Genomic DNA, 26,157 nt, shown 5'->3' on the forward strand with positions numbered 1-26,157 from the left:
GGGTGTTTTGGGCCACGTTTCGGTTCGCGGCGTCACGCTCCGGGCCAGGGGCCGGGCGTCGCCACCTCAGGCTCCAGTTCCATCTTCGTGTCGAACAGCCGGAACCCGCGGCGCTGGTAGTTGTCCATGGCGAACTCGCCGTCCTTACTGCATGTGCGCAGCCATACCCGCTTCGTCGGCGGCTGGGCGGGCCACCGCTCGGCCAGGTCCCAGGCGCGGGCCGCGCCGTACGAGAGCAGGTGGCCGCCTATGCGGCGGCCGCGAAAGGCGGGGATCAGGCCGAAGTAGACGATCTCGACCATGCCCTCGTCCTGCGCCTCCAGCTCCACGTACCCGGCGGGGGTGCCGTGGTCGTGGGCCACCCAGGTCTCGACACCGGGACGGTCGAGGTACTTCCGCCACCGTGCGTAGCTCCACCCGAGCCGGTCCGTCCAGCGGATGTCGCCGCCGACCGAGGCGTACAGGAACCGGCTGAACTCGGGGGAGGGGACCTCGGCGCGGACGATTCGGACGTCGCCCTCGGGGGCGGTGGCCGGCAGGAGGTCGGCCGGTGAGGTCTGTTCCAGGGACCAGGTGGTGACGGTGACGCTGCTCATGCGGGCCAGGAAACCATCCCACCGGCCCGCCTGTCGATCAACCAGGTCACTCCGCTCGGGCGCCCGCCTCGTTTCAGGGACTGGTTGAGGGCCGTCAGGGGCACTGCAAACAGCATGCGGTCGGAGAGGGACGCCGTCCAGCTTACTTGGCTTCGGAGTGGAAGGTTCCCCCTTTACCTAGCGCATAAAAGGTCAATCGATCTGCAACGATTTCCTTTAGTTTTCTGGCGGCTATTTCAAGATCTTCGTGCTCCCATATTCGGATAACGAGCCAACCTGCTTCCCTGAGGCGTCGGTTAGTGTCCTCGTCCCTCTCTTTATTGCGAGCGATCTTCTCGGTCCAGTAGGTGACATTGCTTTTAGAATGTGTGTAATGCGTTGGACAGCCGTGCCAGAAGCAGCCGTCCACGAAGACGGCCACTTTAGTGCGTGTAAATACCATGTCCGCCGTCCTGGGTAGCTCTGGAAGGGGCCGCGTAGACACGCGATAGCGAAGTCCCAGTCTGTGTGCGGCTCGCCTTAAGGCGAGTTCTGGGCGCGTGTCTCGACTTCGATTTCCTTGCATGCTGGCACGAGTGCGACTGCTGGTAGCCCATGAATTTGTAGAGGGATCCATGGCTTTGATTGTACCCAATGGGCCATTTCTAGCCTGAGGTAGAAGGCAGGTATAGAAGTCAGCGCGCGGCCCCGCACCGCTGTGAGCTGTCCGGCTCCGTACGTGTGCTCCTTGCAGTTGCTGTGACGATCAAGATGCAGAGTACGTGCTGGCGCGGTGGATGTAACGGATTGAGTACCACGCGGTCGGTGGAGCGGCTTTGGGCTGGAGCTGCTTTGGTGCGAGTGATCATGGCCCCGTAAGGTTCCGGCGCGTCGGGCAGTCTGTGGACCTGCCCGGTAAAGCACGACGTTGGGGTCATGATCTTCGAGGCTCGCACCAAAGTGGCTGCGTAAAGCCGTGGAGCCGACCGCCCCAGTCACGACATACCCTTTTTCTGGCATCAGGCGGCTGGTTGCTGTGCGCGTGGCACGTCCAGCGGGCGGCCCTGTCGCTGCGGTGTCCGGCACGACGGCACAGCCCCGGCCCTCGGCACGCCCTTCGACCCGGACGCATACGACTACGAAGCGGCCGTGCTCTGGAACGCACACGCCGGAGCCCTCTGGCGGCGCTTCTCGATCTACCTGCGCCGTGAGATCGCCAAGCGCGCCGGACTCACCCAACGCGCGTTTCGGCATCACGCGCGCGTCTCCTTCGCCAAGGTCGCCGAGTACCAGAAGCGGGGCGCCGTCCACTTCCACGCAGTCATCCGCCTCGACGGCCCGGAGGGCGGCGACAGGGCCCCTCCGGCCTGGGCGTCCGCCGAGCTGCTGACCGACGCGATCCATGCCGCCGTCACCGCCACCAGAGTCAACGGACCAGACGTCGACGGCCGCGCCCACACCTTCACCTTCGGCCGCCAACTCGACCTACGCACCATCCGCTCCGCCGACTTCGACGGCGGCCAAGAGCTGACCCAACGGGCCGTAGCCGCGTAAATCGCCAAGTACGCCACCAAAGGCGCCGAGACAGCGACCGGCACCCTGGACCGGCCGATCCGCTTCCTTGCCGAACTGGCACAGGCCCGGATCACCGACCACGCCCGCCGCATGATCCGAACCGCCTGGACCCTCGGCGCACGCAAGGACCTCGAACACCTCCGCTTACGCGCCTGGGCCCACATGCTCGGATTCCGAGGTCACTTTTCCACCGCGTCCCGCCGCTACTCCACCACCCTCGGCGCCCTCCGCGACGCCCGCGCCGAATGGCGCCGTGCGCAAGCCGCGACGGCCGCACCCCAGGACGGCGAAACCACTCTCGTCCTCGCCCACTGGGTCTTTGCCGGAACCGGCCTCAACACCGGTGAGCAATGGCTGGCCGCATCCCTCGAACCCGCCCTCGGAACGGAAGGAGAACCGACATGGACGCCCGTCACGACGAGCTGATGACCGTTCGCCAAGTCCTGGATGAGCTGGGCGGGGTCTCCCGTCGGACGTTCTACCGCTGGCGAGAGCTGGGGTACGGGCCGGCCGCATTCAAGCTGCCCAACGGAGAGCTGCGGGTTTGGCGGAGTGACTTCAACACATGGCTGCGACAGCTGGAGGAGGCGGCGTGAAGTCTCTCGATGTGAAGGTCTGGGGAGTCCGTAAGCGGGACATGAAAACGCCCTCGTACGGTGTCCGCTGGTCCGTCGCGGGCAATGTGTTCTCGGAGTCATTCCGCACCAAGGCGCTTGCCGACCACTACCGCACGAAGCTCATGCGTGCGATGCGTGAGGGCGAGGAGTTCGACACTGTGTCGGGGCTTCCGGCCTCCATGGAAGAGAAGAAGTCGGCCGTGTCGTGGTACGCCTTCGCTCTCAGGTACCTCGCCATGAAATGGCCTCATTCCGCCCCCAACACACGGGACGGCATCAACGAAGCCCTCACCAGCGTGACGCTGGAACTCCTCGACGAACGCGCCGGACGACCGTCCGACGAGGAAATCCGCAGAGCGCTGCGCAACTGGGCTTTCGTGCTTTCAGGGCCCGAAGACCGGGAAGTCCCGGACGACGTGCGGAACGTTCTCCAATGGGTGTCCAAGGCATCCCGACCGCTCGCCGATCTCGCAGAAGCGGCCACGGCTCGCACGGTCCTCGACTCGCTGAAGCTCAAGCTCGACGGCACGGCGGCAGCGGCGGAGACCGTGCGGCGCAAGCGTCGGACGCTCGTCAACGCCGCGAACTACGCCGTCGACCTGGGGGAGCTGCGGGAGAACCCCATAACGGCTGTCCGCTGGCAGAAGTCGAAGGTGTCCAACCAGGTCGACCCGCGGGTGGTCGCCAACCCGGAGCAGGCACGGAACCTCCTGGCGGCGGTTTCCTACGTGGGTGGGTACCGGCGTGCCCGTGGTCGCCGCCTCGTGGGCCTGTTCGCCGCCATGTACTTCGGTGGCTTACGGCTGGCAGAAGCGGTCGGCCTCGTCGAGACGGACCTGAACCTTCCCGGGCAGGGCTGGGGATCGGCGCTGCTCCACCGGACCCGTCCGTCCGTCGGCAAGCAGTGGACCGACTCGGGGGAGACTCATGACGACCGCGGGCTGAAGAACCGGCCGACCGAGGACGTCAGGAGGGTGCCCATCCCGCCTCACCTCGTCGCCGTGCTCCGCGAGCACCTGGCCACCTTCGGCACAGCGGACGACGGGCGGCTGTTCTTCAGCGAGAAGGGTTCGATCGTCCCGTCCTCGACCTACTACCGCGTGTGGCAGGAGGCCCGGCTCCTCGCGCTTCCGCCGGCCGTCGCAGCCTCGCCGCTCGCGAGTAGGCCGTACGACCTCCGGCACTTGGCGCTGTCGACGTGGCTCAATGCCGGTGTCGACCCGACAGAGGTGGCCGAGCGCGCCGGCAACAGTGTCGAGGTCCTGCTGACTCGCTACGCGAAGTGCCTCGACGGACGGCAGGACGTCGCCAACCGGCGTATCGAGGACCTGCTTCGCGAATACGAGTGACGCGCGCTGCACTCCGCCGAGGCCCCGGGCATCTTGTCCGGGGCCTCTCTCGTTTTGCGCCCGACCTGCTGCGATGCTTCGAGTCGAGATCAGACGAGGAGGGCTCGTGGAGCTGAAGGTCACGCGCTGGAAGCGGTACGGACTTGATCGCCTGTACGCGAACCTGCCGGATGGCACTGCTATCGGCTGGGTAGACGTGAGGACGGGGGACATCACGGTCTTGGTCGCCGAGTATCGCGACGACGTGATCGCCGTGTTGACACACCACTTACGGGACAGTCCTGACCCGGCCTTGCCACAGAAGGGGCCTGGAGCCGAAGCCCGCCCGATGCTGCCCCCTCTGACGCCGGCAGACGACCTGTCCACCAACCGTCCCGGTGAATCCCTCCGTGTTCTGCTCACCGAGTCCGGCCCAGGCCTCATCGAGCGAGTCGTCTCATTACTGCTGCGGCGCCCCACTGAGTGGGACTCGTGGCGCAAGGGTCTGGCGGGGGAGAGGAGAGTGGGATCCGAGCTGAACCGCTTGGCGCGTCGCGGGTGGCGGGTACTGCATTCATCCCGCTCGCCAACAATGTGGACGTCGATCATTTGCTGATCAGGCCTGGCGGAGTGTTCAGCATCAATACGAAGCACCACCACAACAAGGCCGTATGGGTCGGCGACGACGCTGTGAAAGTCGATCACGGAAAGCCGGCACCCTACGCACGTAAGAGCCGAGCGGAGGCCAAGCGAGTCGTCCGGGTGCTTGAGCACTACTGCGACTTTTCCGTGCCGGTCGAGCCAGTGCTTGTCTTTGTCGGCGTCACCGACCTTAAGGTGGTTGCCACGCAACTCGATGTCCGGGTGTACCAGGAGCGCCAAGTCTCGGCTCTGGCCCCGCTCTCAGGGGTGCTGACCACCGAGCAGGTAGAGCAGGTCTACAGCGTCGCTCGCCATCGCCAGGCCTGGAGCAAGGCTTGAGCCCGTGCTCCGCAGCGTGGTGCCGGGCGGTCCCCTCGCTACTGCGGGCTCCCGTCCTTTTGCGGACGTCACCTGCGGCGATGCCTCAAGATCCCGTCCACGCCTCGTCCACAGACCCCGACATACGGCCGCTCCGGGCTGCACAGGCCTGCACATACGCGAAGACCCCGCTCTCAGCGTTTCCGCTGGTGACGGGGTCTTTAGGCACCTCACAAGGGGTGCCCCCGGCAGGATTCGAACCTGCGCACACGGCTCCGGAGGCCGTTGCTCTATCCCCTGAGCTACGGGGGCGTGTCGGGCGGGAGCTGTTTGCTCGCGGCGACGGGTAGAACACTACCAGCTCCCTCGGGGTGGTCATGAACGGGTTTCCGCTGCCGGGGCGGGGTGTGGTCGCTCGTGCGGGGTGGAAGTGGGGAAAACCCGGACGCGATGGCCGGGGGCGACCTACTCTCGAGTTGTGCCAGGCGCGTGGGGCCGGGTGCTTGTTGTGGACGACAACAAGGTCATCCGGCAGCTGATCAGGGTCAACCTCGAGCTGGAGGGGCTGGAGGTCGTGACCGCGGCCGATGGTGCCGAGTGTCTTGATGTCGTTCATCAGGTGCGGCCCGACGCCGTGACGCTCGACGTGGCCATGCCGCGGCTCGACGGGCTGAGGACCGCCTCCCGGTTGCGCGCCGATCCGCGCACCCGGGACGTGCCCCTCGCCATCGTCAGCGCCTGTACGCAGTACGAGGTCGAGGCCGGACTCGACGTCGGCGTCGACGCCTTCCTCGCCAAGCCCTTCGAGCCTGCCGAACTGGTCGCCATGGTGCGGCAGTTGGTCGAGCGGGCGCGAAGCCAGAGGTTGAGCGACGGGCAGAGTAACGAGCAGAGCCGTGGTCGCATGCGGAGCCGTGGGCGGCAGAGTGGTGAAGGTTCCGCCGCCGCCGACGCCGGCGATGGCACCGGCCCTGGGCTCCTCAACCACGACGGCATCAACCATGACGGCATCAACCATGACGGCATCGGCCATGACGGACTCCGTCATGAAGGACTCCGTCATGAGGGACTCCGTCATGACGGCGTCGACCGCCACAACCTTCCCGGCGCCGACGCCCTCACCCGCGGCGGCCCGGAGCGCGACGTCCTCGATCGTGACGCCCCCGCCCACACCCCTCTCACCCCCGGCACCACCCCGGCCGTCGATCAGCCGGCCGTGTCGTAGAGGCAGGCCGCCGCGACATCGTCATACGCCCCTCTACGCAGGCCTCCCGGGCCTGGACGGGTGGACTCCGTGTCCACATCCCGGACCGTGCGCCAAACCGGCTCGCCTACCCACCCCCCTCCTCCCATACGCTGGTGCCCGTGACCCCCGTCGAGCTCTCCCGCACCGTGCTGCACGCCGTGCGCCGTGCTGTCGACGCCGGGGAGCTGAGCGTGACCGTGCCGGAGCGGGCCGTGGTCACGCCGCCCGGGCCCGGAGGGTGCGGTGACTTCGCCACCAACATCGCCCTGCAGCTGGCCCGCGCGGCGGGGCAGCCGCCGCGGCGCGTCGCCGAGATCCTCCGCGCGCGCCTGCTCGACGAGCACCGCGTCGCCGACGTCGTCGTCACCGGGCCCGGCTTCCTCAACCTCCGCCTGGAGGGCACCGCCTCCGCCGACCTCGTCGGGGAGATCCTGCGCCGTGGGCGGCGGTACGGCCACGGCGTGGGGTCAGGGTCCAGCGGGACGCTCGTCCTGCTCCGGTGCCCGGCCGAGGTCCGTGCCGTGGTGGTCGCCGACGCCATCGCCCGGGTGCGGCGCAGCCAGGGCGACCTCGTCCGTGTGCAGTACGACGGGCCGCCCCCGGTGGAGTGGACGTCGGAGCTGGGCGTCGGCGCCGCCGACCCGCACGAGCCCCGGCCCCGGTCCCGCACCGACGGTGGCGACGTCCACGTCAACGTCCACGTCAACGTCGACCTCGACCTGACCGTGCGCCCCGTGCCCGCCCCCGCCGACCCCCTGCCCCTCGGCCGGGTCGCCGCCCGCTGGGCCCTGCTGTACCCGGCCGCGCACGACCGGCCCCGGATCACCCGTGAGCACCTGGTGCAGCGGGAGACCAACCCCCTCTTCCGCGTCCGGTACGCCCACGCCCGCACCCGGGCCCTGCTGCGCAACGCCGCCGACCTCGGCTTCCACCCCGAGCCCGGCCCCGTACGCCCGATGTCCGGCCCCGAACACGCAACCTCCGGCGCCGGACAATCGGCCACCAGCCCCGTACCCGCAGCCACCAGCCCCGTACGCCGGACCCCCACCCCCGCACCCCCGGCCCCCACCCCCACCCCCGCCCACGAAACGGACGTCACCCCCCTGCTCGCCCTGCTCGGTGACCACCCCCGGGTTCTCGGTGCCGCCCAGGACGCCCCCGACCGCCTAGCGCGGCATCTCGTCGCCGTCGCCGACGCCACGCTGCCCCTGCTCCCGGCCGTGCTGCCGCTCGGGGAGGAGAAACCCTCGGCCGCCCACCGTGCCCGGCTCGCTCTCGCCGAAGCCGCCGGGACGGTGCTGGCCGGCGGCCTGTCCCTGCTCGGCATCGACGCACCCGAACACCTCTGAGAGCCAAGAAGAGGCACACGAGACCATGAGCCGTTCCGCACACCCCGCCGGGCCCCGTCACGCCGATGTCCTGCCCGAGGGCCACTACTCCGCCCCGCCCGCCGACCTCAACGCGCTCGACCCGAAGGTGTGGGCCGAGACCGTCACCCGCGACGCGGACGGTGTGGTCACCGTCGGCGGGATCCCCGTGACGCGGCTCGCGGAGGAGATCGGGACCCCGGCGTACGTCCTGGACGAGGCCGACTTCCGGGCCCGGGCCCGCGCCTGGCGCACCGCCTTCGGGACCGGCGCCGACGTGTTCTACGCCGGCAAGGCGTTCCTGTCCCGGGCCGTCGTGCGCTGGCTGCACGAGGAAGGGCTGAACGTCGACGTCTGCTCCGGCGGCGAGCTGGCCACCGCGCTCTCCGCCGGCATGCCCGCCGAGCGCATCGCCTTCCACGGCAACAACAAGTCCGTCGACGAGATCACCCGGGCCGTCGAGGCCGGTGTGGGCCACATCGTGCTGGACTCCTTCCAGGAGATCGTGCGCGTCGCCCACATCGCTGAGGGTCTGGGCCGGCGGCAGAAGGTGCTCATCCGGATCACCGTCGGCGTCGAGGCGCACACGCACGAGTTCATCGCCACGGCGCACGAGGACCAGAAGTTCGGCATCCCGCTGGCCGGCGGGCAGGCCGCCGAGGCCGTACGGCGGGCGCTGCAGCTGGACGGGCTGGAACTCGTCGGCATCCACAGCCACATCGGCTCGCAGATCTTCGACATGTCCGGCTTCGAGGTCGCCGCCCACCGGGTGGTCGGGCTGCTGAAGGACATCCGCGACGAGCACGGTGTCGAGCTGCCCGAGATCGACCTCGGCGGCGGGCTCGGCATCGCCTACACCAGCGACGACGACCCCCGCGAGCCGCACGAGATCGCCAAGGCGCTCACCGAGATCGTCACCCGGGAGTGCGAGGCCGCCAGGCTGCGCACCCCGCGCATCTCGGTCGAGCCGGGGCGGGCCATCGTCGGGCCGACCGCGTTCACGCTCTACGAGGTCGGCACCATCAAGCCCCTCGACGGGCTGCGCACCTACGTCTCCGTCGACGGCGGCATGTCGGACAACATCCGCACCGCGCTGTACGACGCCGAGTACAGCGTCGCCCTGGTCTCGCGCACCTCCGACGCCGAGCCGATGCTCGCCCGGGTCGTCGGCAAGCACTGCGAGAGCGGGGACATCGTGGTCAGGGACGCGTTCCTGCCGGCCGACCTGGCACCGGGTGACCTGGTCGCCGTGCCCGCGACGGGCGCCTACTGCCGGTCCATGGCCAGCAACTACAACCATGTGCTGCGGCCGCCGGTGGTCGCCGTGCGCGACGGGGAGGCGCGGGTGATCGTCCGACGTGAGACGGAGGAGGACCTGCTGCGCCTGGACGTCGGCTGAGCCTGTCCACCACGGGGTGGAAGATCTCCTGTCTTCCACCCCCGTGAAAATGAAATAGACGTCTCACGATCCGGACCGAGGGCAGAAAGTCCCGTTCGGTGGGTGAGACTGGTTGCACCGTAGACGGTAAAGAGGAAACGAGGTCGGATGATGCGTACGCGTCCGCTGAAGGTGGCGCTGCTGGGCTGTGGAGTGGTCGGCTCAGAGGTGGCGCGCATCATGACGACGCACGCCGACGACCTCACGGCCCGGATCGGGGCCCCGGTGGAGCTGGCCGGTGTTGCCGTCCGCCGCCCCGACCGCGTACGCGAGGGCATCGACCCCGCGCTCATCACCACGGACGCCACCGCCCTCGTCAAACGCGGCGACATCGACGTGGTGGTGGAGGTGATCGGCGGCATCGAGCCGGCCCGCTCCCTGATCACCGCCGCCTTCGAGCACGGCGCCTCCGTCGTCTCCGCCAACAAGGCGCTGCTCGCCCAGGACGGCGCCGCGCTGCACGCCGCCGCCGGGGAACACGGCAAGGACCTCTACTACGAGGCCGCCGTCGCCGGTGCCATCCCGCTGATCCGGCCGCTGCGCGAGTCCCTCGCCGGAGACAAGATCAACCGGGTGATGGGCATCGTCAACGGCACCACCAACTTCATCCTCGACAAGATGGACTCCACCGGCGCCGGGTACCAGGAGGCCCTCGACGAGGCCACCGCCCTGGGCTACGCCGAGGCCGACCCGACCGCCGACGTCGAGGGCTTCGACGCCGCCGCGAAGGCCGCCATCCTCGCCGGCATCGCCTTCCACACGCGCGTGCGCCTCGACGACGTCTACCGCGAGGGCATGACCGAGGTCACCGCCGCCGACTTCGCCTCCGCGAAGGAGATGGGCTGCACCATCAAGCTCCTGGCCATCTGCGAGCGGGCCGCGGACGGGGCGTCGGTCACCGCGCGCGTCCACCCGGCGATGATCCCGCTCAGCCATCCGCTGGCCTCCGTGCGCGGCGCCTACAACGCCGTGTTCGTCGAGTCCGACGCGGCCGGGCAGCTCATGTTCTACGGCCCCGGAGCGGGCGGTTCCCCCACGGCCTCCGCCGTGCTTGGCGACCTCGTCGCCGTCTGCCGCAACCGCATCGGCGGCGCGACCGGACCGGGCGAGTCCGCGTACGCCGCGCTCCCCGTGTCCCCGATGGGCGACGTCGTCACGCGCTACCACATCAGCCTCGACGTGGCCGACAAACCGGGTGTTCTCGCCCAGGTCGCGACCGTCTTCGCGGAGCACGGCGTCTCGATCGACACGGTTCGCCAGCAGGGGAAGGACGGCGAGGCGTCCCTCGTCGTCGTCACGCACCGCGCGTCCGACGCCGCCCTCACCGGGACCGTCGAGGCGTTGCGCAAGCTCGACACCGTGCGTGGTGTCGCCAGCATCATGCGGGTTGAAGGAGAGTAACCAGCAATGACCCACCAGTGGCGCGGAATCATCGAGGAGTACCGGGACCGGCTGCCGGTATCCGACAGCACGCCGGTCGTGACGCTCCGCGAGGGCGGCACGCCTCTCGTGCCCGCGCAGGTGCTCTCCGAGCGCACGGGCTGCGAGGTCCACCTCAAGGTGGAGGGCGCGAACCCCACCGGTTCCTTCAAGGACCGCGGCATGACCATGGCCATCACGCGGGCCAAGGAGGAGGGCGCCCAGGCCGTCATCTGCGCCTCCACCGGCAACACCTCGGCCTCCGCCGCCGCGTACGCCGTACGGGCCGGGATGGTCTGCGCCGTGCTCGTGCCGCAGGGCAAGATCGCGCTCGGCAAGATGGGCCAGGCGCTCGTCCACGGCGCGAAGATCCTCCAGGTCGACGGCAACTTCGACGACTGCCTCACGCTCGCGCGCGGCCTCAGCGACAACTACCCGGTGGCCCTGGTCAACTCGGTCAACCCGGTGCGCATCGAGGGCCAGAAGACGGCCGCCTTCGAGATCGTGGACATGCTCGGCGACGCGCCCGACATCCACGTCCTGCCGGTGGGCAACGCGGGCAACATCACGGCCTATTGGAAGGGCTACACGGAGTACGCCGCCGACGGCGTGGCCTCCGGCAAGCCCCGCATGTGGGGCTTCCAGGCCTCCGGCAGCGCCCCGATCGTGCGCGGCGAGGTCGTCAAGGACCCGTCGACCATCGCCACCGCCATCCGCATCGGCAACCCGGCCTCCTGGAACTACGCGCTCGCCGCGCGCGACGAGTCGGGCGGTTTCATCGACGAGGTGACGGACCGTGAGATCCTGCGCGCCTACCGGCTGTTGGCCTCCCAGGAGGGCGTCTTCGTCGAGCCGGCGTCCGCCGCGTCCGTCGCCGGTCTGCTGAAGGCCGCCGAGCAGGGCAAGGTCGACCCCGGGCAGCGCATCGTCTGCACCGTCACCGGCAACGGGCTGAAGGACCCCGACTGGGCCGTCGCCGGCGCGCCGCAGCCGGTCACCGTTCCCGTCGACGCGGCGGCCGCGGCGGAGCGCCTGGGTCTCGCCTGACGGCGCTCGAACCGGGTCTGACGTGCGCCGACGCATCGAGCGCCGGTGTCACGCCGGACACGTCCGGGCGTAAGACGGCGCCGGGCCGGGGAGATTCCCTACGGGGGGTGCACAGGGGGCTTACGACACGCATCGTGCGCCTCCTGTGCGCCCTATGTCGCCACAGAACCTTCCTTCGATAGGCTGTACTGAACCCGCCCGCCGCATATGCCCCCGCATGGAGCGCGGTGCCGCGCCGTCTCCGCGGCCGGGACAGCGGCCGGCCCCACCGGTCGGCAGCGGCCCCCCGGGTTCCGGTACGCCATCGAATGTCCATCGAACGTCATTCGACAATCACGCAGCTCAAGGAGAGTCATCGAGCGATGGCCGGTCCAGCGTTCCGCGCCGCCGCCGTCCGGGTGCGCGTCCCCGCCACCAGCGCCAATCTCGGCCCGGGCTTCGACGCCCTCGGCCTCGCGCTGGGCTTGTACGACGACGTGGTCGTCCGGGTGGCCGACTCCGGGCTGCACATCGACATCGCGGGTGAGGGCAGCGAGACGCTCCCGCGCGACGAGCGGCACCTCCTCGTGCGGTCCCTGCGCACCGCCTTCGACCTGCTGGGCGGGCAGCCGCGCGGCCTGGAGATCGTCTGCGCCAACCGCATCCCGCACGGCCGGGGCCTGGGCTCCTCCTCAGCCGCCATCTGCGCCGGGATCGTCGCCGCCCGGGCCGTGACCATAGGCGCCGAGGCAAAGCTCGACGACACGGCGCTGCTCGAACTCGCCACGGAGATCGAGGGCCACCCCGACAACGTCGCCGCGTGTCTGCTGGGCGGCTTCACCCTGTCCTGGCTGGAGGGCGGCGCCGCCCGCGCGATCAGGATGGACCCGGCCGATTCCATCGTTCCGGTGGTTTTCGTACCCGCGAAGCCGGTTCTCACCGAGACGGCACGCGGCCTGCTCCCGCGCTCCGTCCCCCACGTCGACGCCGCCGCCAACGCGGGCCGGGCCGCCCTGCTCGTCGAGGCCCTGACCCGGCGCCCCGAACTGCTGCTGCCCGCCACCGAGGACCGCCTGCACCAGGAGTACCGCGCCCCGGCCATGCCGGAGAGCGCGGCACTGGTGGAGCGGCTGCGCGGCGACGGCATCCCCGCGGTCATCTCCGGTGCCGGGCCCACGGTCATGGCGCTGGCCGACGCGGGCACCGCCGACAAGGTCGAGGCCCTGGCGGGCGCGGACTGGGCCGCCAACCGGCTGAGCCTGGACGCACATGGCGCGAGCGTGCTGCCGCTGGCGACCGCCGGTGACATCTGAAAGCGCGCGATTGCCGGATTTCGAGAGGGGGAATGTTTGTTGGATCCGGTAGTGTTAACCTCAAGTCTGCACCCGACCCCACCATGGCGAGGTGCCTCGTGTCCCCGTCCGGGACAGACATTCTTCCGGGAGCCCCCCAAGCCGCACTGTGTTCCGTACGTCGGACCGTACGCCGTACGAGGACACTGAGCGGGGCGCAGGGCACGCTCCGGAACCGGTGCGACCACGCCGCGTGACACTGACACTGGGTGCCACGGCTCATGGAAGCGCCATCACCAGATTCCTCCGCCGCTTAGGCGGACCACCGCCCCGGCACGGTTCACACCACACGGACCGAAGCCGGACAGCACAACCGGTCGCCGAGCCAGACAGGCCGACGTCCGCTCCAGGGAAGGACCCTTCGTGAGCGACACCACCGATCTGATGGGCGCACGTGTCGAGGAGACCGCTGCCGCGCCCGCCACGGACGCCTCCGCGCCTGCCACCGGTGCCGGCTCCCGGCGGCGCCGCGGTACCGGCCTCGAGGGCATGGTGCTGGCCGAGCTGCAGCAGGTCGCATCCGGCCTCGGCATCAGGGGCACCGCGCGTATGCGCAAGAGCCAGCTGATCGAGGTCATCAAGGAGGCGCAGGCGTCCGGCGGCGCCGCTCCGGCCCCGAAGGCCGACGCCCCCGCCGAGACCAAGCCCAAGCGCCGCGCCACCTCGCGGACCCGTACGGGCGACAACGGTGAGAAGGCCGAGAAGAAGGCGGACGCGCAGGAGGCCCCCGAGGCCCCCGCGGAGAAGGCCGAGAAGGCCACCGCCCAGCAGCAGATCGAGATCCCCGGCCAGCCGGCGTCCGACGACGCTCCCTCCGAGCGCCGCCGTCGCCGCGCCACCGCCGATGCCGGATCCCCCGGTTCCGCTCCGGAGACGGTCGCCGCCGAGGCGAAGAACGAGGCCAGGGCCGAGACGCCGGCCGCGCAGCAGCCGCAGAACAACAGCAACAACGACGCCAAGTCCGACGCCGACGGCGGCGAGGGCCGCCGCCGCGACCGCCGCGACCGGGACCGGGACCGCGGGCGTGACCGCGACCGCCGCGGCGGCAAGGGCGACGACCAGCAGGGCGGCCGTCAGGACCGCGGCCAGCAGCAGAACCAGCAGGGCGGCGGCCGCCAGGACCGCGGCCAGCAGCGGGCCGACGAGGACGGGGACGACTTCGAGGGCGGCCGGCGCGGCCGTCGCGGCCGCTACCGCGACCGCCGGGGCCGTCGCGGCCGCGACGACATGGCCACCGAGCCGCAGATCAACGAGGACGACGTCCTGATCCCCGTCGCGGGCATCCTGGACATCCTCGACAACTACGCGTTCATCCGCACCTCCGGCTACCTGCCCGGCCCGAACGACGTGTACGTCTCCCTCGCCCAGGTCCGCAAGAACGGCCTGCGCAAGGGCGACCACATCACCGGTGCGGTCCGCCAGCCGAAGGAAGGCGAGCGGCGCGAGAAGTTCAACGCGCTGGTGCGCCTGGACTCCGTCAACGGCATGGCGCCCGAACACGGCCGCGGCCGCCCGGAGTTCAACAAGCTCACCCCGCTGTACCCGCAGGACCGCCTCCGCCTGGAGACGGACCCGGGCGTGCTGACGACCCGCATCATCGACCTCGTCTCGCCCATCGGCAAGGGCCAGCGCGGTCTGATCGTGGCCCCGCCGAAGACCGGCAAGACCATGATCATGCAGGCGATCGCCAACGCGATCACGCACAACAACCCCGAGTGCCACCTGATGGTCGTCCTCGTCGACGAGCGTCCGGAAGAGGTCACCGACATGCAGCGGTCGGTCAAGGGCGAGGTCATCTCCTCGACCTTCGACCGCCCGGCCGAGGACCACACCACGGTCGCCGAGCTGGCCATCGAGCGTGCCAAGCGCCTCGTCGAGCTGGGCCACGACGTGGTCGTGCTGCTCGACTCGATCACGCGTCTGGGCCGTGCGTACAACCTCGCCGCCCCGGCCTCCGGCCGCATCCTGTCCGGTGGTGTCGACTCGACCGCGCTGTACCCGCCGAAGCGGTTCTTCGGCGCGGCCCGCAACATCGAGGACGGCGGCTCGCTGACCATCCTCGCCACCGCCCTGGTGGACACCGGGTCCCGCATGGACGAGGTGATCTTCGAGGAGTTCAAGGGCACCGGCAACATGGAGCTCAAGCTCGACCGGAAGCTGGCCGACAAGCGCATCTTCCCGGCGGTGGACGTCGACGCGTCCGGCACCCGCAAGGAGGAGATCCTGCTCGGCGGCGAGGAACTGGGCATCGTGTGGAAGCTGCGCCGGGTGCTGCACGCGCTCGACTCGCAGCAGGCGATCGAGTTGCTCCTGGACAAGATGAAGCAGACGAAGTCGAACGCCGAGTTCCTGCTGCAGATCCAGAAGACCACCCCGGCGCCGGGCAACGGCGACTGAGGCACGGACTCCCGCGACAGGGCCGCTCCCGGTACGGGGGCGGCCCTTCGTGCTGTTCCCGTGCCGGTAGGATCACGCTCTCTTCGAACTTGTGATCCCGAGGGGGGACATACGTGGGTACATCCATGCCCGGGGGCGGTCGGCACAGACGCCGGATACGCATCGCCCTGCCCGTCGCGGCGGCCGGTGTGGCGGCCGCGGTGGCCGCGGCGCTGCTGACGACGTCCGCCGGGGCGGCCACCCCGCTGCCGCAGCCCGCCGTCAAGCCCGCCGTGGCCGGTTCGCCGTCCCTCGCCGAGCTGGAGAAGCGCGTCGCCGGCGCCATGGCCGGCGACGACACGGCCGGCAGGACGGGCAAGGCCTCGCTCAGCGCGGGCACCGGCACCAGCAGCACCGGCACCAGCAGCATCGACCCGAAGATCATCGGTGGCAGCCAGACCACCATCACCTCGGCGCCGTGGATGGCCCAGCTCCACTACTACGACGACCGCGGCACCTCCAGCACCGGCGACGACATCGGCTTCTTCTGCGGCGGCGCCGTCGTCGCGCCGACGAAGATCCTCACCGCCGCGCACTGCGTCAAGGGCTACGACTGGCACGGCAACGGCGCCATCGTCACCGGCACCGCCCAGCTGCCCTCGCAGGACGGCACCGACCTGCACGGCGGCACCGTCACCGGCGTCTGGCGCCAGTGGAGCCACCCGTCGTACAGCGCGACGACCATCGACAACGACATCGCGGTCCTCACCCTGCCCGTCCCGGTCAAGGCGACGCCGATCCGCATGACGACGTCCGGCGACACCGCCTCGTACGCGACCGGCACCAGCGCCAAGGTCTACGGCTGGGGCCGCACCAGCTCCACCAGCGACGACATCTCCGAGACGCTGAAGACGGCCACGCTGCCCATCCAGTCCGACGCGACCTGCTCCGCCGCGTACGGCGCGGACTTCGTCAAGGGCCACATGGTCTGCGCGGGCAAGCCCGCCAGCGGCAGCGACTCCGGCACCACCACCGCCTGCAACGGCGACTCCGGCGGCCCCCTGGTCGTCAACAACCGCATCGTCGGCGTCGTGTCCTGGGGCGTGACCGACTGCGTCGCCAAGGGCGCCTACAGCGTCTTCAGCAAGGTCAGCACCTACGTCGGCGCCGCCTACCCGCGGGTCGACGACACCAACATCAACGGCGACCACCGGGCCGACGTGTGGGTGCGCAACGCCTCCACCAGGACCGGCTACTCCAAGAACTCCAACGGCACCACCCTCGCCGCCCGCGAGTCCTGGGGCGACTGGGACGGCGTCAACGTCGTCCTGCAGACCGACCTCGACCGCGACGGCTACCAGGACCTCGTCTACCGGGTCAGCTCCACCGGCGACGTCTACTGGACCCACTACGTCATCTCCAGCGGCACCTGGTCCACCAAGCAGATCGCCGACAACTGGAAGACCCGCACCCGCATCATCACCCCCGGTGACGTCACCGGCGACTACCTGCCCGACCTGCTCTCGGTCGACTCGGCGGGCGCGATGTGGATCTACCCCGGCAAGGGCAACGGCACCTTCGCGCCGCGCGTGAAGGTCGGCACCGGCTGGAACCAGTACAACTCCGTCCGCGGCAAGGGCGACTTCACCGGTGACGGGAAGACCGACCTGATCGCCCGCAGCAAGACCGGCGGCACGATCTACCTCTACAAGGGCACCGGCAAGTCCGGCACCGGGGCGTTCTCCGCCCGGGTCAAGGTGCGCACCTGGAGCAGCACCACGTACAACGCCTTCGACGCCGTCGGTGACATGACCGGCGACGGCAAGGCCGACTTCCTGACCCGCACCCCCGGCGGCACGCTCTACCTGTACGCCGGCACCGGCAAGGCGACCAGCGAGATCTTCGCCACAAGGAAGTCCGTCGCCACCGACTTCAAGCAGTACGACATCTTCGGCTGAAACAGCAGGTGAGCCGGTTCCCTCCGGCACCACCCGCCACACACTGTGCCCACCGCCCCACGCGGTGGGCACAGTCCGTTGTGCAACCCTTTCCCGAGTTTCCCCGTCTGACCAGGCGGAGCGACGATGGTGCGAGGAAGGGTTCCGACCGGCCCACGCCTGGCGCTGACCGCAGGGGGTGACCGACCGTAGACGAGCTGAGGAGCACATGTCCGCCGAGAGCACGCCGGATCCGGGGATACCGGGCGAGACCGGCACCAAGGCGCCGCGTCACCGCGGCAAGGGGCGCCGCCGCGCCCCCCGCACGCGCCACAAGGGCCTGATCGTCACGGCGTGGACCGCCGCGGGCATCGTCGTCCTGGGCGGCGCCGGCGTGGGCTACGTGTACGTCAAGCTCAACGGCAACCTCAAGAGCGTCGACATCGACCAGGCCCTGGGCACCGACCGCCCCGAGGCGGCCGACGACGGCTCGCAGAACATCCTGGTCCTCGGCTCGGACACCCGCTCCGGCAGCAACAGGAAGCTCGGCGGCGGCACCGACGACGGCAGCGCCCGCTCCGACACGGCGATGATCGTCCACCTCTACAAGGGCCACAAGAAGGCCAGCGTGGTCTCGATCCCGCGCGACACCCTCATCGACCGGCCCGCCTGCACGGACACCGAGGGCGACGAGCACCCCGCCGCGCAGAACGCGATGTTCAACTCCGCGTACTCCACCGGCGGCGCCGCCTGCGCCGTGAAGACCGTCGAGTCCATCACCGACCTGCGCATGGACCACTACCTGGAGGTCGACTTCGCCGGCTTCCAGAAGCTCATCGACGACCTCGGCGGCGTCGAGATCACCACGACCAGGAGCATCGACGACCCCGACAGCCACCTGAAGCTGAAGGCCGGCACGCACCGGCTCGACGGCGAGCAGGCCCTCGGCCTGGTCCGCACCCGGCACGGCGTCGGCGACGGCTCCGATCTCGGCCGCATCCAGCTGCAGCAGGCCTTCATCAAGGCCCTGGTCAACCAGGTCAAGGACATCGGCGTCTTCACCAACCCGAAGAAGCTGCTCGACCTCGCGGAGACCGCGACCAAGACGGTCACCACCGACTCCGACCTCGGCTCGGTCAACAAGCTCGCCGCCTTCGCGAGCGGCCTGCGGGGCATCAGCCCCGCCCACATGCACATGGTCACGATGCCGGTCGTCTACGACCCGGCCGACCCCAACCGCGTCCTGCTCCAGAAGAAGAAGGCCGACCAGATCTGGCAGGCCCTGGCGAACGACCGGCCGATCCCGAAGAGCGCGACGAAGGACACGGCCACCGGCGAGGCCAAGGGCGTGGTCAGCGCCCCGTGAGGGGCGCGGGGCCGTGCCGATGTGCGGCTCCGCCGCGGGGCGCGACAAGCCCCGCCGGCCCGCGGGGAACAAACCACGGCTCCCCCCGGTTTTGGGGGATGGCCCCAGTCCTGGCAGACTGGTACGTCGGCTCCGGTTCACGCTTCCGCATCCCGCGGCGGCGACCCGGCGCCCTCCCGAAACCTAGGAGACACCTTGAAGCGCGACATCCACCCCGAGTACGTCGAGACGCAGGTCAGCTGCACCTGCGGCGCGTCGTTCACCACGCGCAGCACCATCCAGTCCGGCACCATCCGGGCGGACGTGTGCTCCGAGTGCCACCCGTTCTACACGGGCAAGCAGAAGATCCTCGACACCGGTGGCCGTGTGGCCCGCTTCGAGGCCCGCTTCGGCAAGGCCGCCGGCTCCAAGAAGTAGCGAGCCCCATTTCGCCGGTCCACGGCAGCGTCCCCACCGAGGGGCGCGCCGGGACCGGCGTTTTTGGTCGCCGCCCCTTCACCCCCGTCCGTACACAGGAGCCCCAAGATGTTCGAGGCCGTCGAGGAACTCGTCGCCGAGCACGCCGACCTGGAGAAGAAGCTCGCCGACCCGTCGGTCCACGCCGACCAGGCCAACGCGCGCAAGCTGAACAAGCGGTACGCCGAGCTGACCCCGATCGTCGCGACGTACCGCTCCTGGAAGCAGACGGGCGACGACATCGAGACCGCGCGGGAGTTCGCCGCCGACGATCCCGATTTCGTGGCCGAGGTCAAGGAGCTGGAGAAGCAGCGGGACGAGCTGACGGAGAAGCTGCGCCTCCTCCTCGTCCCGCGCGACCCCAGCGACGACAAGGACGTCATCCTGGAGATCAAGGCGGGCGCGGGCGGTGACGAGTCCGCGCTGTTCGCCGGTGACCTGCTGCGCATGTACCTGCGCTACGCCGAGCGCGTCGGCTGGAAGACCGAGATCATCGACGCCACCGAGTCCGAGCTGGGCGGCTACAAGGACGTCCAGGTCGCCGTGAAGACCAAGGGCGGCCAGGGCGCCACCGAGCCCGGGCAGGGCGTGTGGGCCCGGCTGAAGTACGAGGGCGGGGTGCACCGCGTGCAGCGCGTGCCCGCGACCGAGTCCCAGGGCCGCATCCACACCTCCGCCGCCGGCGTGCTCGTCACGCCCGAGGCGGAGGAGGTCGACGTCGAGATCAACCCCAACGACCTGCGCATCGACGTCTACCGGTCCTCCGGACCCGGCGGGCAGTCCGTCAACACCACCGACTCCGCCGTGCGCATCACGCACATCCCGACCGGAGTCGTCGCCTCCTGCCAGAACGAGAAGAGCCAGCTGCAGAACAAGGAGCAGGCACTGCGTATCCTGCGCTCCAGGCTGCTCGCAGCAGCGCAGGAAGAAGCGGAGAGGAACGCCGCCGACGCCCGCCGCAGCCAGGTCCGCACCGTCGACCGCTCCGAGAAGATCCGCACGTACAACTTCCCGGAGAACCGCATCTCGGACCACCGCGTCGGCTTCAAGGCGTACAACCTGGACCAGGTCCTGGACGGCGACCTCGACGCGGTGATCCAGGCCTGCGTCGACGCGGACTCGGCGGCGAAGCTGGCGGCTGCGTAAGGCACGAACGAGCACACCGGAGGACTTGCGTGAATCTGCTGCTCGCGGAGGTGGCCCAGGCCACCCAGCGGCTCGCCGACGCCGGCGTGCCCTCGCCGCGTACCGACGCGGAGGAGCTGGCCGCGTTCGTGCACGGCGTCAAGCGCGGCGAGCTGCACACCGTCAAGGACTCCGACTTCGACGCCCGGTACTGGGAGGTCATCGCCCGCCGCGAGGCCCGCGAGCCGCTCCAGCACATCACCGGGCGCGCCTACTTCCGGTACCTGGAACTCCAGGTCGGCCCCGGGGTGTTCGTGCCGCGGCCCGAGACCGAGTCCGTGGTCGGCTGGGCCATAGACGCCGTCCGGGCCATGGACGTCGTCGAGCCGTGCATCGTCGATCTGTGCACCGGCTCCGGCGCCATCGCGCTCGCCCTCGCCCAGGAGGTCCCGCGCTCGCGCGTGCACGCCGTGGAGCTGTCCGAGGACGCCCTGAAGTGGACGCGCAAGAACGTGGAGGGGTCCAGGGTCGAGCTGCGCCAGGGCGACGCCCTGACGGCCTTCCCGGACCTCGACGGCCAGGTCGACCTGGTCATCTCCAACCCGCCCTACATCCCGCTCACGGAGTGGGAGTACGTCGCCCCCGAGGCCCGGGACTACGACCCCGGCCTGGCCCTGTTCTCCGGCGAGGACGGCCTGGACCTCATCCGCGGCCTGGAGCGGACCGCGCACCGGCTGCTGCGTCCCGGCGGCGTGGTGGTCGTGGAGCACGCCGACACCCAGGGCGGCCAGGTGCCGTGGATCTTCGCCGAGGACCGCGGCTGGACCGACGCGGCCGACCACCCGGACCTGAACAACCGCCCCCGCTTCGCCACGGCCCGCAAGGCGCTGCCGTGAGCACCCCGGACATCCCGCGGTCCGCGCGCATGCCGCGGACGTCGCGGACTTCATCCCAGCAGCACGTGTACGAGGAGGCCAGCTAAAGATGGCACGGCGATACGACACCAACGACGCGACCGACCGAGTGACCGGTCTGCGTGAGGCAGCGTCCGCCGTCCGCCGTGGCGAACTCGTGGTGCTGCCGACGGACACGGTGTACGGCATCGGCGCCGACGCGTTCTCCGCGGAGGCGGTCTCCGATCTGCTCCAGGCCAAGGGCCGGGGCCGCAACATGCCCACCCCCGTCCTCATCGGCTCCCCGAACACGCTGCACGGGCTCGTCACGGACTTCTCCGAGCTGGCCTGGGAGCTGGTCGACGCCTTCTGGCCGGGCGCCCTGACCCTCGTGGCCAGGCACCAGCCGTCCCTGCAGTGGGACCTGGGGGACACCCGGGGCACCGTCGCCGTGCGCATGCCGCTGCACCCCGTCGCCATCGAACTGCTCACCGAGGTCGGCCCCATGGCCGTGTCCTCCGCCAACCTCACCGGCCACCCGGCGCCGGAGAACTGCGACGCGGCGCAGGAGATGCTCGGCGACTCCGTCTCCGTCTACCTCGACGGCGGGCCCACCCCCGGCAACGTGCCCTCGTCGATCGTCGACGTGACCCGGGAGGTGCCGCTGCTGCTGCGCGCCGGCGCGCTCTCGGCGGACGAGCTGAGGAAGGTCGTACCCGACCTCGAGGTGGCGAATTGACGGCCCCTGAGGGGCGTGGCATAGGCAACGGGGAGAGCGCGGCGGAGATCACGACGACCTTCGTGGGACTTCCGCGCGACAGCTTCCGCATCCTCCACGTCAGCACCGGCAACGTGTGCCGCTCGCCCATCACCGAGCGGCTGACCCGCCATTTCGTGCAGGAGCGGCTGGGCATCCTGGGCGGCGGCCTCATCGTGGAGAGCGCCGGCACCTGGGGCCACGAGGGCGCGCCCATGGAGGCCCACGCGGAGACGGTCCTGGCCGACTTCGGCGCGGACGCCTCCGGCTTCACCGGGCGCGAACTCCTCGACGAGCACGTGATCCGCGCCGACCTGGTGCTGACCGCCACCCGGGACCACCGCGCGCAGGTCATCTCCATGGGCCACTCGGCGGGCCTGCGGACCTTCACGCTCAAGGAGTTCACCCGCCTGGTCAAGGCGATCGACCCGGCGACCCTGCCGCCCCTGGAGGAGGGCGTGGTCGTCCGCGCGCGTGCCCTGGTGCGCGCCGCGGCGGCTCTACGCGGGTGGCTGCTCGCGCCGAACGCCGAGGCGGACGAGGTCTACGACCCGTACGGCGCGCCCCTGACGTTCTTCCGGTCCATCGGGGACGAGATACACCAGGCCCTCGACCCGGTCGTCACGGCCCTCACCGGCGTCCCCGCACGGACGTAACGACCGAGCGCCCCGGGGGCCCCGGGCCTACATTGGTCGTACGTCACCGTCGACGCCCGGAGCCCACCATGACGGTCACCCCTGCCATCGAGGCCGACGTCCTGCGCCGCCAGGACCCCGAGCTCGCCGACGTCCTGCTCGGCGAGCGTCAGCGGCAGGCGACGACCCTGCAGCTGATCGCGGCCGAGAACTTCAGCTCCCCGGCCGTGCTGGCCGCCCTCGGCTCACCGCTGGCCAACAAGTACGCCGAGGGCTATCCGGGAGCACGGCACCACGGGGGCTGCGAGATCGTGGACGTCGCCGAGCGCCTCGCCGTCGACCGGGCCAAGGCCCTGTTCGGCGCCGACCACGCCAACGTCCAGTCCCACTCGGGCTCTTCGGCCGTGCTGGCCGCCTACGCCGCCCTGCTGCGCCCCGGGGACACCGTCCTCGCCCTGGGCCTGCCGCACGGCGGACACCTCACGCACGGCTCCCCGGCGAACTTCTCCGGCCGCTGGTTCGACTTCGTCGGCTACGGCGTGGAGGCGGAGTCCGGGCTCGTCGACCACGAGCAGGTGCGCGCCCTGGCCCGCACGCGCCGGCCCAAGGCGATCGTGTGCGGCTCGATCGCCTACCCGCGCCACTTCGACTACGCCTTCTTCCGCGAGGTCGCCGACGAGGTGGGCGCCTACCTCGTCGCGGACGCCGCGCACCCGATGGGGCTGGTGGCCGGGGGAGCGGCGCCCAGCCCGGTGCCGTACGCGGACATCGTCTGCGCGACGACCCACAAGGTGCTGCGCGGCCCGCGCGGCGGCCTGATCCTGTGCCGGGCGGAACTGGCCGAGCGGGTGGACCGGGCCGTGTTCCCCTTCACCCAGGGCGGCGCCCAGATGCACACCATCGCCGCCAAGGCCGTCGCGTTCGGCGAGGCGGCAACACCGGCGTTCGCCGCGTACGCCCATCAGGTGGTGGCGAATGCGCGGGTCCTGGCGGCCCGGCTGGCCGCCGAGGGACTGGCCGTCACCACCGGCGGCACGGACACCCATCTGATCACCGCCGACCCGGCCCCGCTCGGCGTCGACGGACGCACCGCCCGGGGCCGTCTGGCCGCCGCCGGAATGGTCCTGGACTGCTGCGCCCTGCCGCACGGCGACGCCCGGGGCCTGCGCCTGGGGACGGCCGCGATCACCACACAGGGCATGGGCGAGGCGGAGGCGGCCCGGATCGCGAAGCTGCTCGCGGGGGTGCTGCGGGGTGTGACGGACCCGGCGAGAGCCCGTGAAGAAGTGCGGGAGCTGACCGGTGCATTTCCGCCCTATCCCCGCTGAGCCGGGATGAGCGCACCGGGCGCACAGCCACTCGTGCAACCATCGTCGCTACCCGGAAGTCCCCACCCATATGCGCGCATCGCTAGGGTGTGGAGCTGAGATGGCCAGCGAGACCTGTGGGGAAGCCCGTGCGTGAATACCTGCTGACGCTCTGCATCACGGCCGCGGTGACGTATCTGCTGACAGGGCCGGTACGGAAGTTCGCGATCGTGGCGGGGGCGATGCCGGAGATCCGGGCACGTGACGTGCACCGGGAACCCACTCCGCGGCTCGGCGGTATCGCGATGTTCTTCGGCCTGTGCGCGGGCCTGCTGGTGGCCGACCACCTGACCAACCTCAACCAGGTCTTCGAGACGTCGAACGAGCCGCGGGCGCTGCTGTCCGGGGCCGCGCTGATCTGGCTGATCGGTGTGCTGGACGACAAGTTCGAGATCGACGCCCTGATCAAGCTGGGCGGCCAGATGATCGCCGCGGGCGTGATGGTCGTGCAGGGCCTGACGATCCTGTGGCTGCCGATCCCGGGCGTCGGCTCGGTGGCGCTGACCCAGTGGCAGGGCACGCTGCTGACGGTGGCCCTGGTCGTCATCACCATCAACGCCGTCAACTTCGTCGACGGCCTGGACGGCCTGGCGGCCGGCATGGTCTGCATCGCCGCCACCGCGTTCTTCCTGTACGCCTACCGCATCTGGTACTCGTACGGCGTCGAGGCCGCCGCCCCGGCCACGCTGTTCTCGGCGATCCTGATGGGCATGTGCCTGGGCTTCCTGCCGCACAACATGCACCCGGCGCGGATCTTCATGGGCGACTCGGGCTCGATGCTGATCGGCCTGGTCCTGGCGGCCGGCGCGATCTCCGTCACCGGCCAGGTCGACCCGGACGCGCTCAACCTGTACGTCGGGTCCGAGAAGGAGGCCGTGCACCAGACGGTCCCCGTCTACATCCCGCTGCTGCTGCCGCTGACGATCATCGCGGTGCCGGCCGCCGACCTGATCCTGGCGATCGTGCGCCGCACCTGGCGCGGCCAGTCGCCGTTCGCCGCCGACCGCGGGCATCTGCACCACCGGCTGCTGGAGATCGGCCACTCGCACAGCCGCGCGGTGCTGATCATGTACTTCTGGTCCGCGCTCATCGCCTTCGGCGCGCTCGCCTACTCGGTCAACTCGGCGTCCATGTGGATCGTGCTCGGCGTGGTGTTCCTCAGCGCCATCGGCCTGGTCCTGCTCCTGCTGCCGCGGTTCACGCCACGCACCCCGCGCTGGATGGAGCGGTTCGTGCCGCCGCGCTACCGGCGCCGCGGGGCGGTCACCGCCCTCGCGCCGGAGGTCTCGGCCCCGGCCTCCGCCGCGGAGCAGCCGGTGCCGTCCGGAGCCGAGAGCCGCACCCCGGTGGCGTCGGGTGTCGCGGGGGTCAACGGTGCGACCGCGGTGGGCGCCCGCTCACGCCTGGCCGATCGGCGCAAGGCCGGGACAAGGTAAGAATCTGACGAGAGCATTGCCAAGTCGTGGGGTGGTGATGGGGGTGCGAAGCGCCCCAATACCAGACATCTCGGCGATGTTCTCGCTCAGACGCGCAGGTTCACTCTCATGTGTGATGGTGCGCACACCTTCAGGTAAAGACTGCATCAAATAGTTTGTGATACGGTTCACGAGAACCCCCGGATAGAGCCGCAGGACCGCAGTGCGACGGTCCAGCGGTGTGAGGTCTCCACTCAGCCCGGGACTACGCTCGTCCATGACGACACCCCTGCCCCCTGCGAAAGCGGAGTTGCCGCCATGCCGTCCCATGACGCCCGGAACCTTCTGCAGTGCGCTGTGCCCACGGCCGCTGCCGGTGTGGTCGCGGCCGCCGTCAGTGGCGTGGTGGCCGGAGGCAAGGGTGCCGTCGGCGCCGCAGTCGGCGCACTGCTGGCCATCCTCTTCATGGGGGTCGGTCTGTACGTCCTGCAGTGGACGGCAAAAACGCTCCCGCAGTTGTTCCAGGCCATGGGGCTGATGCTCTATGTCGCCCAGCTGCTGCTTCTGCTGATCTTCGTCGCCCTCTTCAAGGACACCTCTCTCTTCAACGCGAAGGCGTTCGCCATCGGGCTCGTCGTCGCGACCGTCGTGTGGATGGCTGCGCAGGCCCGTGCGCACATGAAGGCCAAGATCTTCTACATCGACCCGGACTCCGAGAAGAGCGAGAAGCCCGAGAAGACCGGGTCGTCGTCGTGACGAGTAGGGGCGCGATAAAGGGCAGTACGAACTCCTGCTATCGTCCGGTGCCAACTGCGGCATCGCGGGCGCGGGCATCTGAGCTGACGCCTGCTCGAACGCGAGGCTCGATGCCCCCCAGCCGCCCTCACATCCGTAACACCAGTCCGGTGCCGATCCGCGGCTGCGCGC

At 70.2% G+C, this 26,157-nt stretch carries 20 protein-coding genes, 1 tRNA gene and 3 pseudogenes; 21 read left to right on the forward strand and 3 right to left on the reverse strand.

Annotated elements, in window-relative coordinates; all coding sequences use genetic code 11:
* Positions 1-32: 32 nt before the first annotated feature.
* Complete coding sequence (locus ACIGAN_RS12060; protein ID WP_399856984.1) at positions 33-596, reverse strand: GNAT family N-acetyltransferase; 564 nt, start codon at positions 594-596, stop codon at positions 33-35.
* 142 nt (positions 597-738) lie between these two features.
* Complete coding sequence (locus tag ACIGAN_RS12065; RefSeq protein ID WP_399856986.1) at positions 739-1,212, reverse strand: very short patch repair endonuclease; 474 nt, start codon at positions 1,210-1,212, stop codon at positions 739-741.
* Positions 1,213-1,625: 413 nt separating this feature from the next.
* Between ACIGAN_RS12065 and ACIGAN_RS12070 the strand changes: the two are divergent.
* The 4 genes and pseudogenes from ACIGAN_RS12070 to ACIGAN_RS12085 all read left to right on the forward strand — a co-directional run.
* Positions 1,626-2,576 (forward strand): annotated as a pseudogene (locus ACIGAN_RS12070) (replication initiator); the annotation flags it as partial.
* Positions 2,552-2,746 (forward strand): helix-turn-helix transcriptional regulator, encoded by a 195-nt coding sequence (locus tag ACIGAN_RS12075; RefSeq protein WP_361118168.1) that lies wholly within the window; start codon positions 2,552-2,554, stop codon positions 2,744-2,746. The pseudogene ACIGAN_RS12070 and the gene ACIGAN_RS12075, both read left to right, overlap by 25 nt.
* Complete coding sequence (locus ACIGAN_RS12080; protein WP_399856988.1) at positions 2,743-4,116, forward strand: tyrosine-type recombinase/integrase; 1,374 nt, start codon at positions 2,743-2,745, stop codon at positions 4,114-4,116. The genes ACIGAN_RS12075 and ACIGAN_RS12080 overlap by 4 nt, the downstream gene beginning before the upstream one ends.
* A 73-nt stretch (positions 4,117-4,189) precedes the next feature.
* Positions 4,190-5,076: pseudogene (locus ACIGAN_RS12085) on the forward strand (nuclease-related domain-containing protein).
* A 219-nt stretch (positions 5,077-5,295) separates the two neighbouring features.
* On the opposite strand, the gene ACIGAN_RS12090 reads toward ACIGAN_RS12085, so the two are convergent.
* A tRNA-Arg gene (locus ACIGAN_RS12090) sits at positions 5,296-5,367 on the reverse strand.
* Between the two features lie 166 nt (positions 5,368-5,533).
* Here ACIGAN_RS12090 and ACIGAN_RS12095 point away from each other — a divergent pair.
* The 17 genes and pseudogenes from ACIGAN_RS12095 to ACIGAN_RS12175 all read left to right on the forward strand — a co-directional run.
* A pseudogene (locus tag ACIGAN_RS12095) lies at positions 5,534-5,912 on the forward strand (response regulator); the annotation flags it as partial.
* 508 nt (positions 5,913-6,420) lie between these two features.
* A complete protein-coding gene (gene nrtL, locus ACIGAN_RS12100) occupies positions 6,421-7,650 on the forward strand; it encodes an ArgS-related anticodon-binding protein NrtL (RefSeq protein ID WP_399856990.1) in 1,230 nt (409 codons plus the stop codon).
* Between the two features lie 25 nt (positions 7,651-7,675).
* Complete coding sequence (lysA, locus tag ACIGAN_RS12105; protein ID WP_365738668.1) at positions 7,676-9,067, forward strand: diaminopimelate decarboxylase; 1,392 nt, start codon at positions 7,676-7,678, stop codon at positions 9,065-9,067.
* A 147-nt stretch (positions 9,068-9,214) separates the two neighbouring features.
* Positions 9,215-10,507, forward strand: a complete 1,293-nt coding sequence (locus tag ACIGAN_RS12110) for a homoserine dehydrogenase (RefSeq protein WP_365087543.1) — start codon at positions 9,215-9,217, stop codon at positions 10,505-10,507.
* A 6-nt stretch (positions 10,508-10,513) separates the two neighbouring features.
* Entirely contained in the window at positions 10,514-11,572 is a 1,059-nt protein-coding gene (gene thrC, locus ACIGAN_RS12115; RefSeq protein ID WP_365738666.1) for a threonine synthase, read from the forward strand.
* 362 nt (positions 11,573-11,934) lie between these two features.
* Positions 11,935-12,864, forward strand: coding sequence for a homoserine kinase (gene thrB, locus ACIGAN_RS12120; RefSeq protein ID WP_365738664.1), 930 nt, complete (start codon positions 11,935-11,937; stop codon positions 12,862-12,864).
* A 402-nt stretch (positions 12,865-13,266) separates the two neighbouring features.
* Positions 13,267-15,300: a transcription termination factor Rho gene (gene rho, locus ACIGAN_RS12125; RefSeq protein ID WP_399856993.1), complete on the forward strand. Its 2,034-nt coding sequence runs from the start codon at positions 13,267-13,269 to the stop codon at positions 15,298-15,300.
* Between the two features lie 125 nt (positions 15,301-15,425).
* Positions 15,426-17,237 carry a trypsin-like serine protease gene (locus ACIGAN_RS12130; protein ID WP_365738905.1) on the forward strand — a complete coding sequence of 604 codons (1,812 nt, stop codon included), beginning with the start codon at positions 15,426-15,428 and terminating at the stop codon, positions 17,235-17,237.
* A 208-nt stretch (positions 17,238-17,445) separates the two neighbouring features.
* Positions 17,446-18,582, forward strand: coding sequence for an LCP family protein (locus ACIGAN_RS12135; RefSeq protein ID WP_399856995.1), 1,137 nt, complete (start codon positions 17,446-17,448; stop codon positions 18,580-18,582).
* Positions 18,583-18,777: 195 nt separating this feature from the next.
* Positions 18,778-18,999 carry a 50S ribosomal protein L31 gene (rpmE, locus tag ACIGAN_RS12140; protein ID WP_365087534.1) on the forward strand — a complete coding sequence of 74 codons (222 nt, stop codon included), beginning with the start codon at positions 18,778-18,780 and terminating at the stop codon, positions 18,997-18,999.
* 108 nt (positions 19,000-19,107) lie between these two features.
* Positions 19,108-20,184: a peptide chain release factor 1 gene (gene prfA / locus ACIGAN_RS12145; protein WP_365087532.1), complete on the forward strand. Its 1,077-nt coding sequence runs from the start codon at positions 19,108-19,110 to the stop codon at positions 20,182-20,184.
* A gap of 29 nt (positions 20,185-20,213) precedes the next feature.
* Positions 20,214-21,059, forward strand: coding sequence for a peptide chain release factor N(5)-glutamine methyltransferase (gene prmC / locus ACIGAN_RS12150; RefSeq protein ID WP_309097140.1), 846 nt, complete (start codon positions 20,214-20,216; stop codon positions 21,057-21,059).
* An 88-nt stretch (positions 21,060-21,147) separates the two neighbouring features.
* Complete coding sequence (locus tag ACIGAN_RS12155; RefSeq protein ID WP_365087529.1) at positions 21,148-21,795, forward strand: L-threonylcarbamoyladenylate synthase; 648 nt, start codon at positions 21,148-21,150, stop codon at positions 21,793-21,795.
* Positions 21,792-22,469, forward strand: coding sequence for an arsenate reductase/protein-tyrosine-phosphatase family protein (locus ACIGAN_RS12160; RefSeq protein WP_365087527.1), 678 nt, complete (start codon positions 21,792-21,794; stop codon positions 22,467-22,469). Before ACIGAN_RS12155 ends, ACIGAN_RS12160 begins: the two co-directional genes overlap by 4 nt.
* A 68-nt stretch (positions 22,470-22,537) precedes the next feature.
* Complete coding sequence (gene glyA / locus ACIGAN_RS12165; RefSeq protein WP_365087525.1) at positions 22,538-23,776, forward strand: serine hydroxymethyltransferase; 1,239 nt, start codon at positions 22,538-22,540, stop codon at positions 23,774-23,776.
* Between the two features lie 128 nt (positions 23,777-23,904).
* Positions 23,905-25,251: an MraY family glycosyltransferase gene (locus ACIGAN_RS12170; RefSeq protein ID WP_399856999.1), complete on the forward strand. Its 1,347-nt coding sequence runs from the start codon at positions 23,905-23,907 to the stop codon at positions 25,249-25,251.
* A gap of 297 nt (positions 25,252-25,548) precedes the next feature.
* A complete protein-coding gene (locus ACIGAN_RS12175) occupies positions 25,549-25,986 on the forward strand; it encodes a hypothetical protein (RefSeq protein WP_365087521.1) in 438 nt (145 codons plus the stop codon).
* The last annotated feature ends 171 nt before the right edge of the window (positions 25,987-26,157 follow it).

The organism is Streptomyces sp. NPDC085931 (assembly GCF_044540565.1).
Lineage (GTDB): Bacteria > Actinomycetota > Actinomycetes > Streptomycetales > Streptomycetaceae > Streptomyces.

Excerpts from the sequence above, each read along its gene's own strand:
- thrB (WP_365738664.1), top strand. The coding sequence starts at position 11,935 with ATGGCCGGTCCAGCGTTCCGCGCCGCCGCCGTCCGGGTGCGCGTCCCC.
- thrC (WP_365738666.1), top strand. The coding sequence starts at position 10,514 with ATGACCCACCAGTGGCGCGGAATCATCGAGGAGTACCGGGACCGGCTG.
- ACIGAN_RS12065 (WP_399856986.1), bottom strand. The coding sequence starts at position 1,212 with ATGGATCCCTCTACAAATTCATGGGCTACCAGCAGTCGCACTCGTGCC.
- ACIGAN_RS12130 (WP_365738905.1), top strand. The coding sequence starts at position 15,426 with ATGCCCGGGGGCGGTCGGCACAGACGCCGGATACGCATCGCCCTGCCC.
- ACIGAN_RS12075 (WP_361118168.1), top strand. The coding sequence starts at position 2,552 with ATGGACGCCCGTCACGACGAGCTGATGACCGTTCGCCAAGTCCTGGAT.
- ACIGAN_RS12135 (WP_399856995.1), top strand. The coding sequence starts at position 17,446 with ATGTCCGCCGAGAGCACGCCGGATCCGGGGATACCGGGCGAGACCGGC.
- lysA (WP_365738668.1), top strand. The coding sequence starts at position 7,676 with ATGAGCCGTTCCGCACACCCCGCCGGGCCCCGTCACGCCGATGTCCTG.
- prfA (WP_365087532.1), top strand. The coding sequence starts at position 19,108 with ATGTTCGAGGCCGTCGAGGAACTCGTCGCCGAGCACGCCGACCTGGAG.
- glyA (WP_365087525.1), top strand. The coding sequence starts at position 22,538 with ATGACGGTCACCCCTGCCATCGAGGCCGACGTCCTGCGCCGCCAGGAC.
- ACIGAN_RS12155 (WP_365087529.1), top strand. The coding sequence starts at position 21,148 with ATGGCACGGCGATACGACACCAACGACGCGACCGACCGAGTGACCGGT.
- ACIGAN_RS12175 (WP_365087521.1), top strand. The coding sequence starts at position 25,549 with ATGCCGTCCCATGACGCCCGGAACCTTCTGCAGTGCGCTGTGCCCACG.
- ACIGAN_RS12110 (WP_365087543.1), top strand. The coding sequence starts at position 9,215 with ATGATGCGTACGCGTCCGCTGAAGGTGGCGCTGCTGGGCTGTGGAGTG.
- ACIGAN_RS12060 (WP_399856984.1), bottom strand. The coding sequence starts at position 596 with ATGAGCAGCGTCACCGTCACCACCTGGTCCCTGGAACAGACCTCACCG.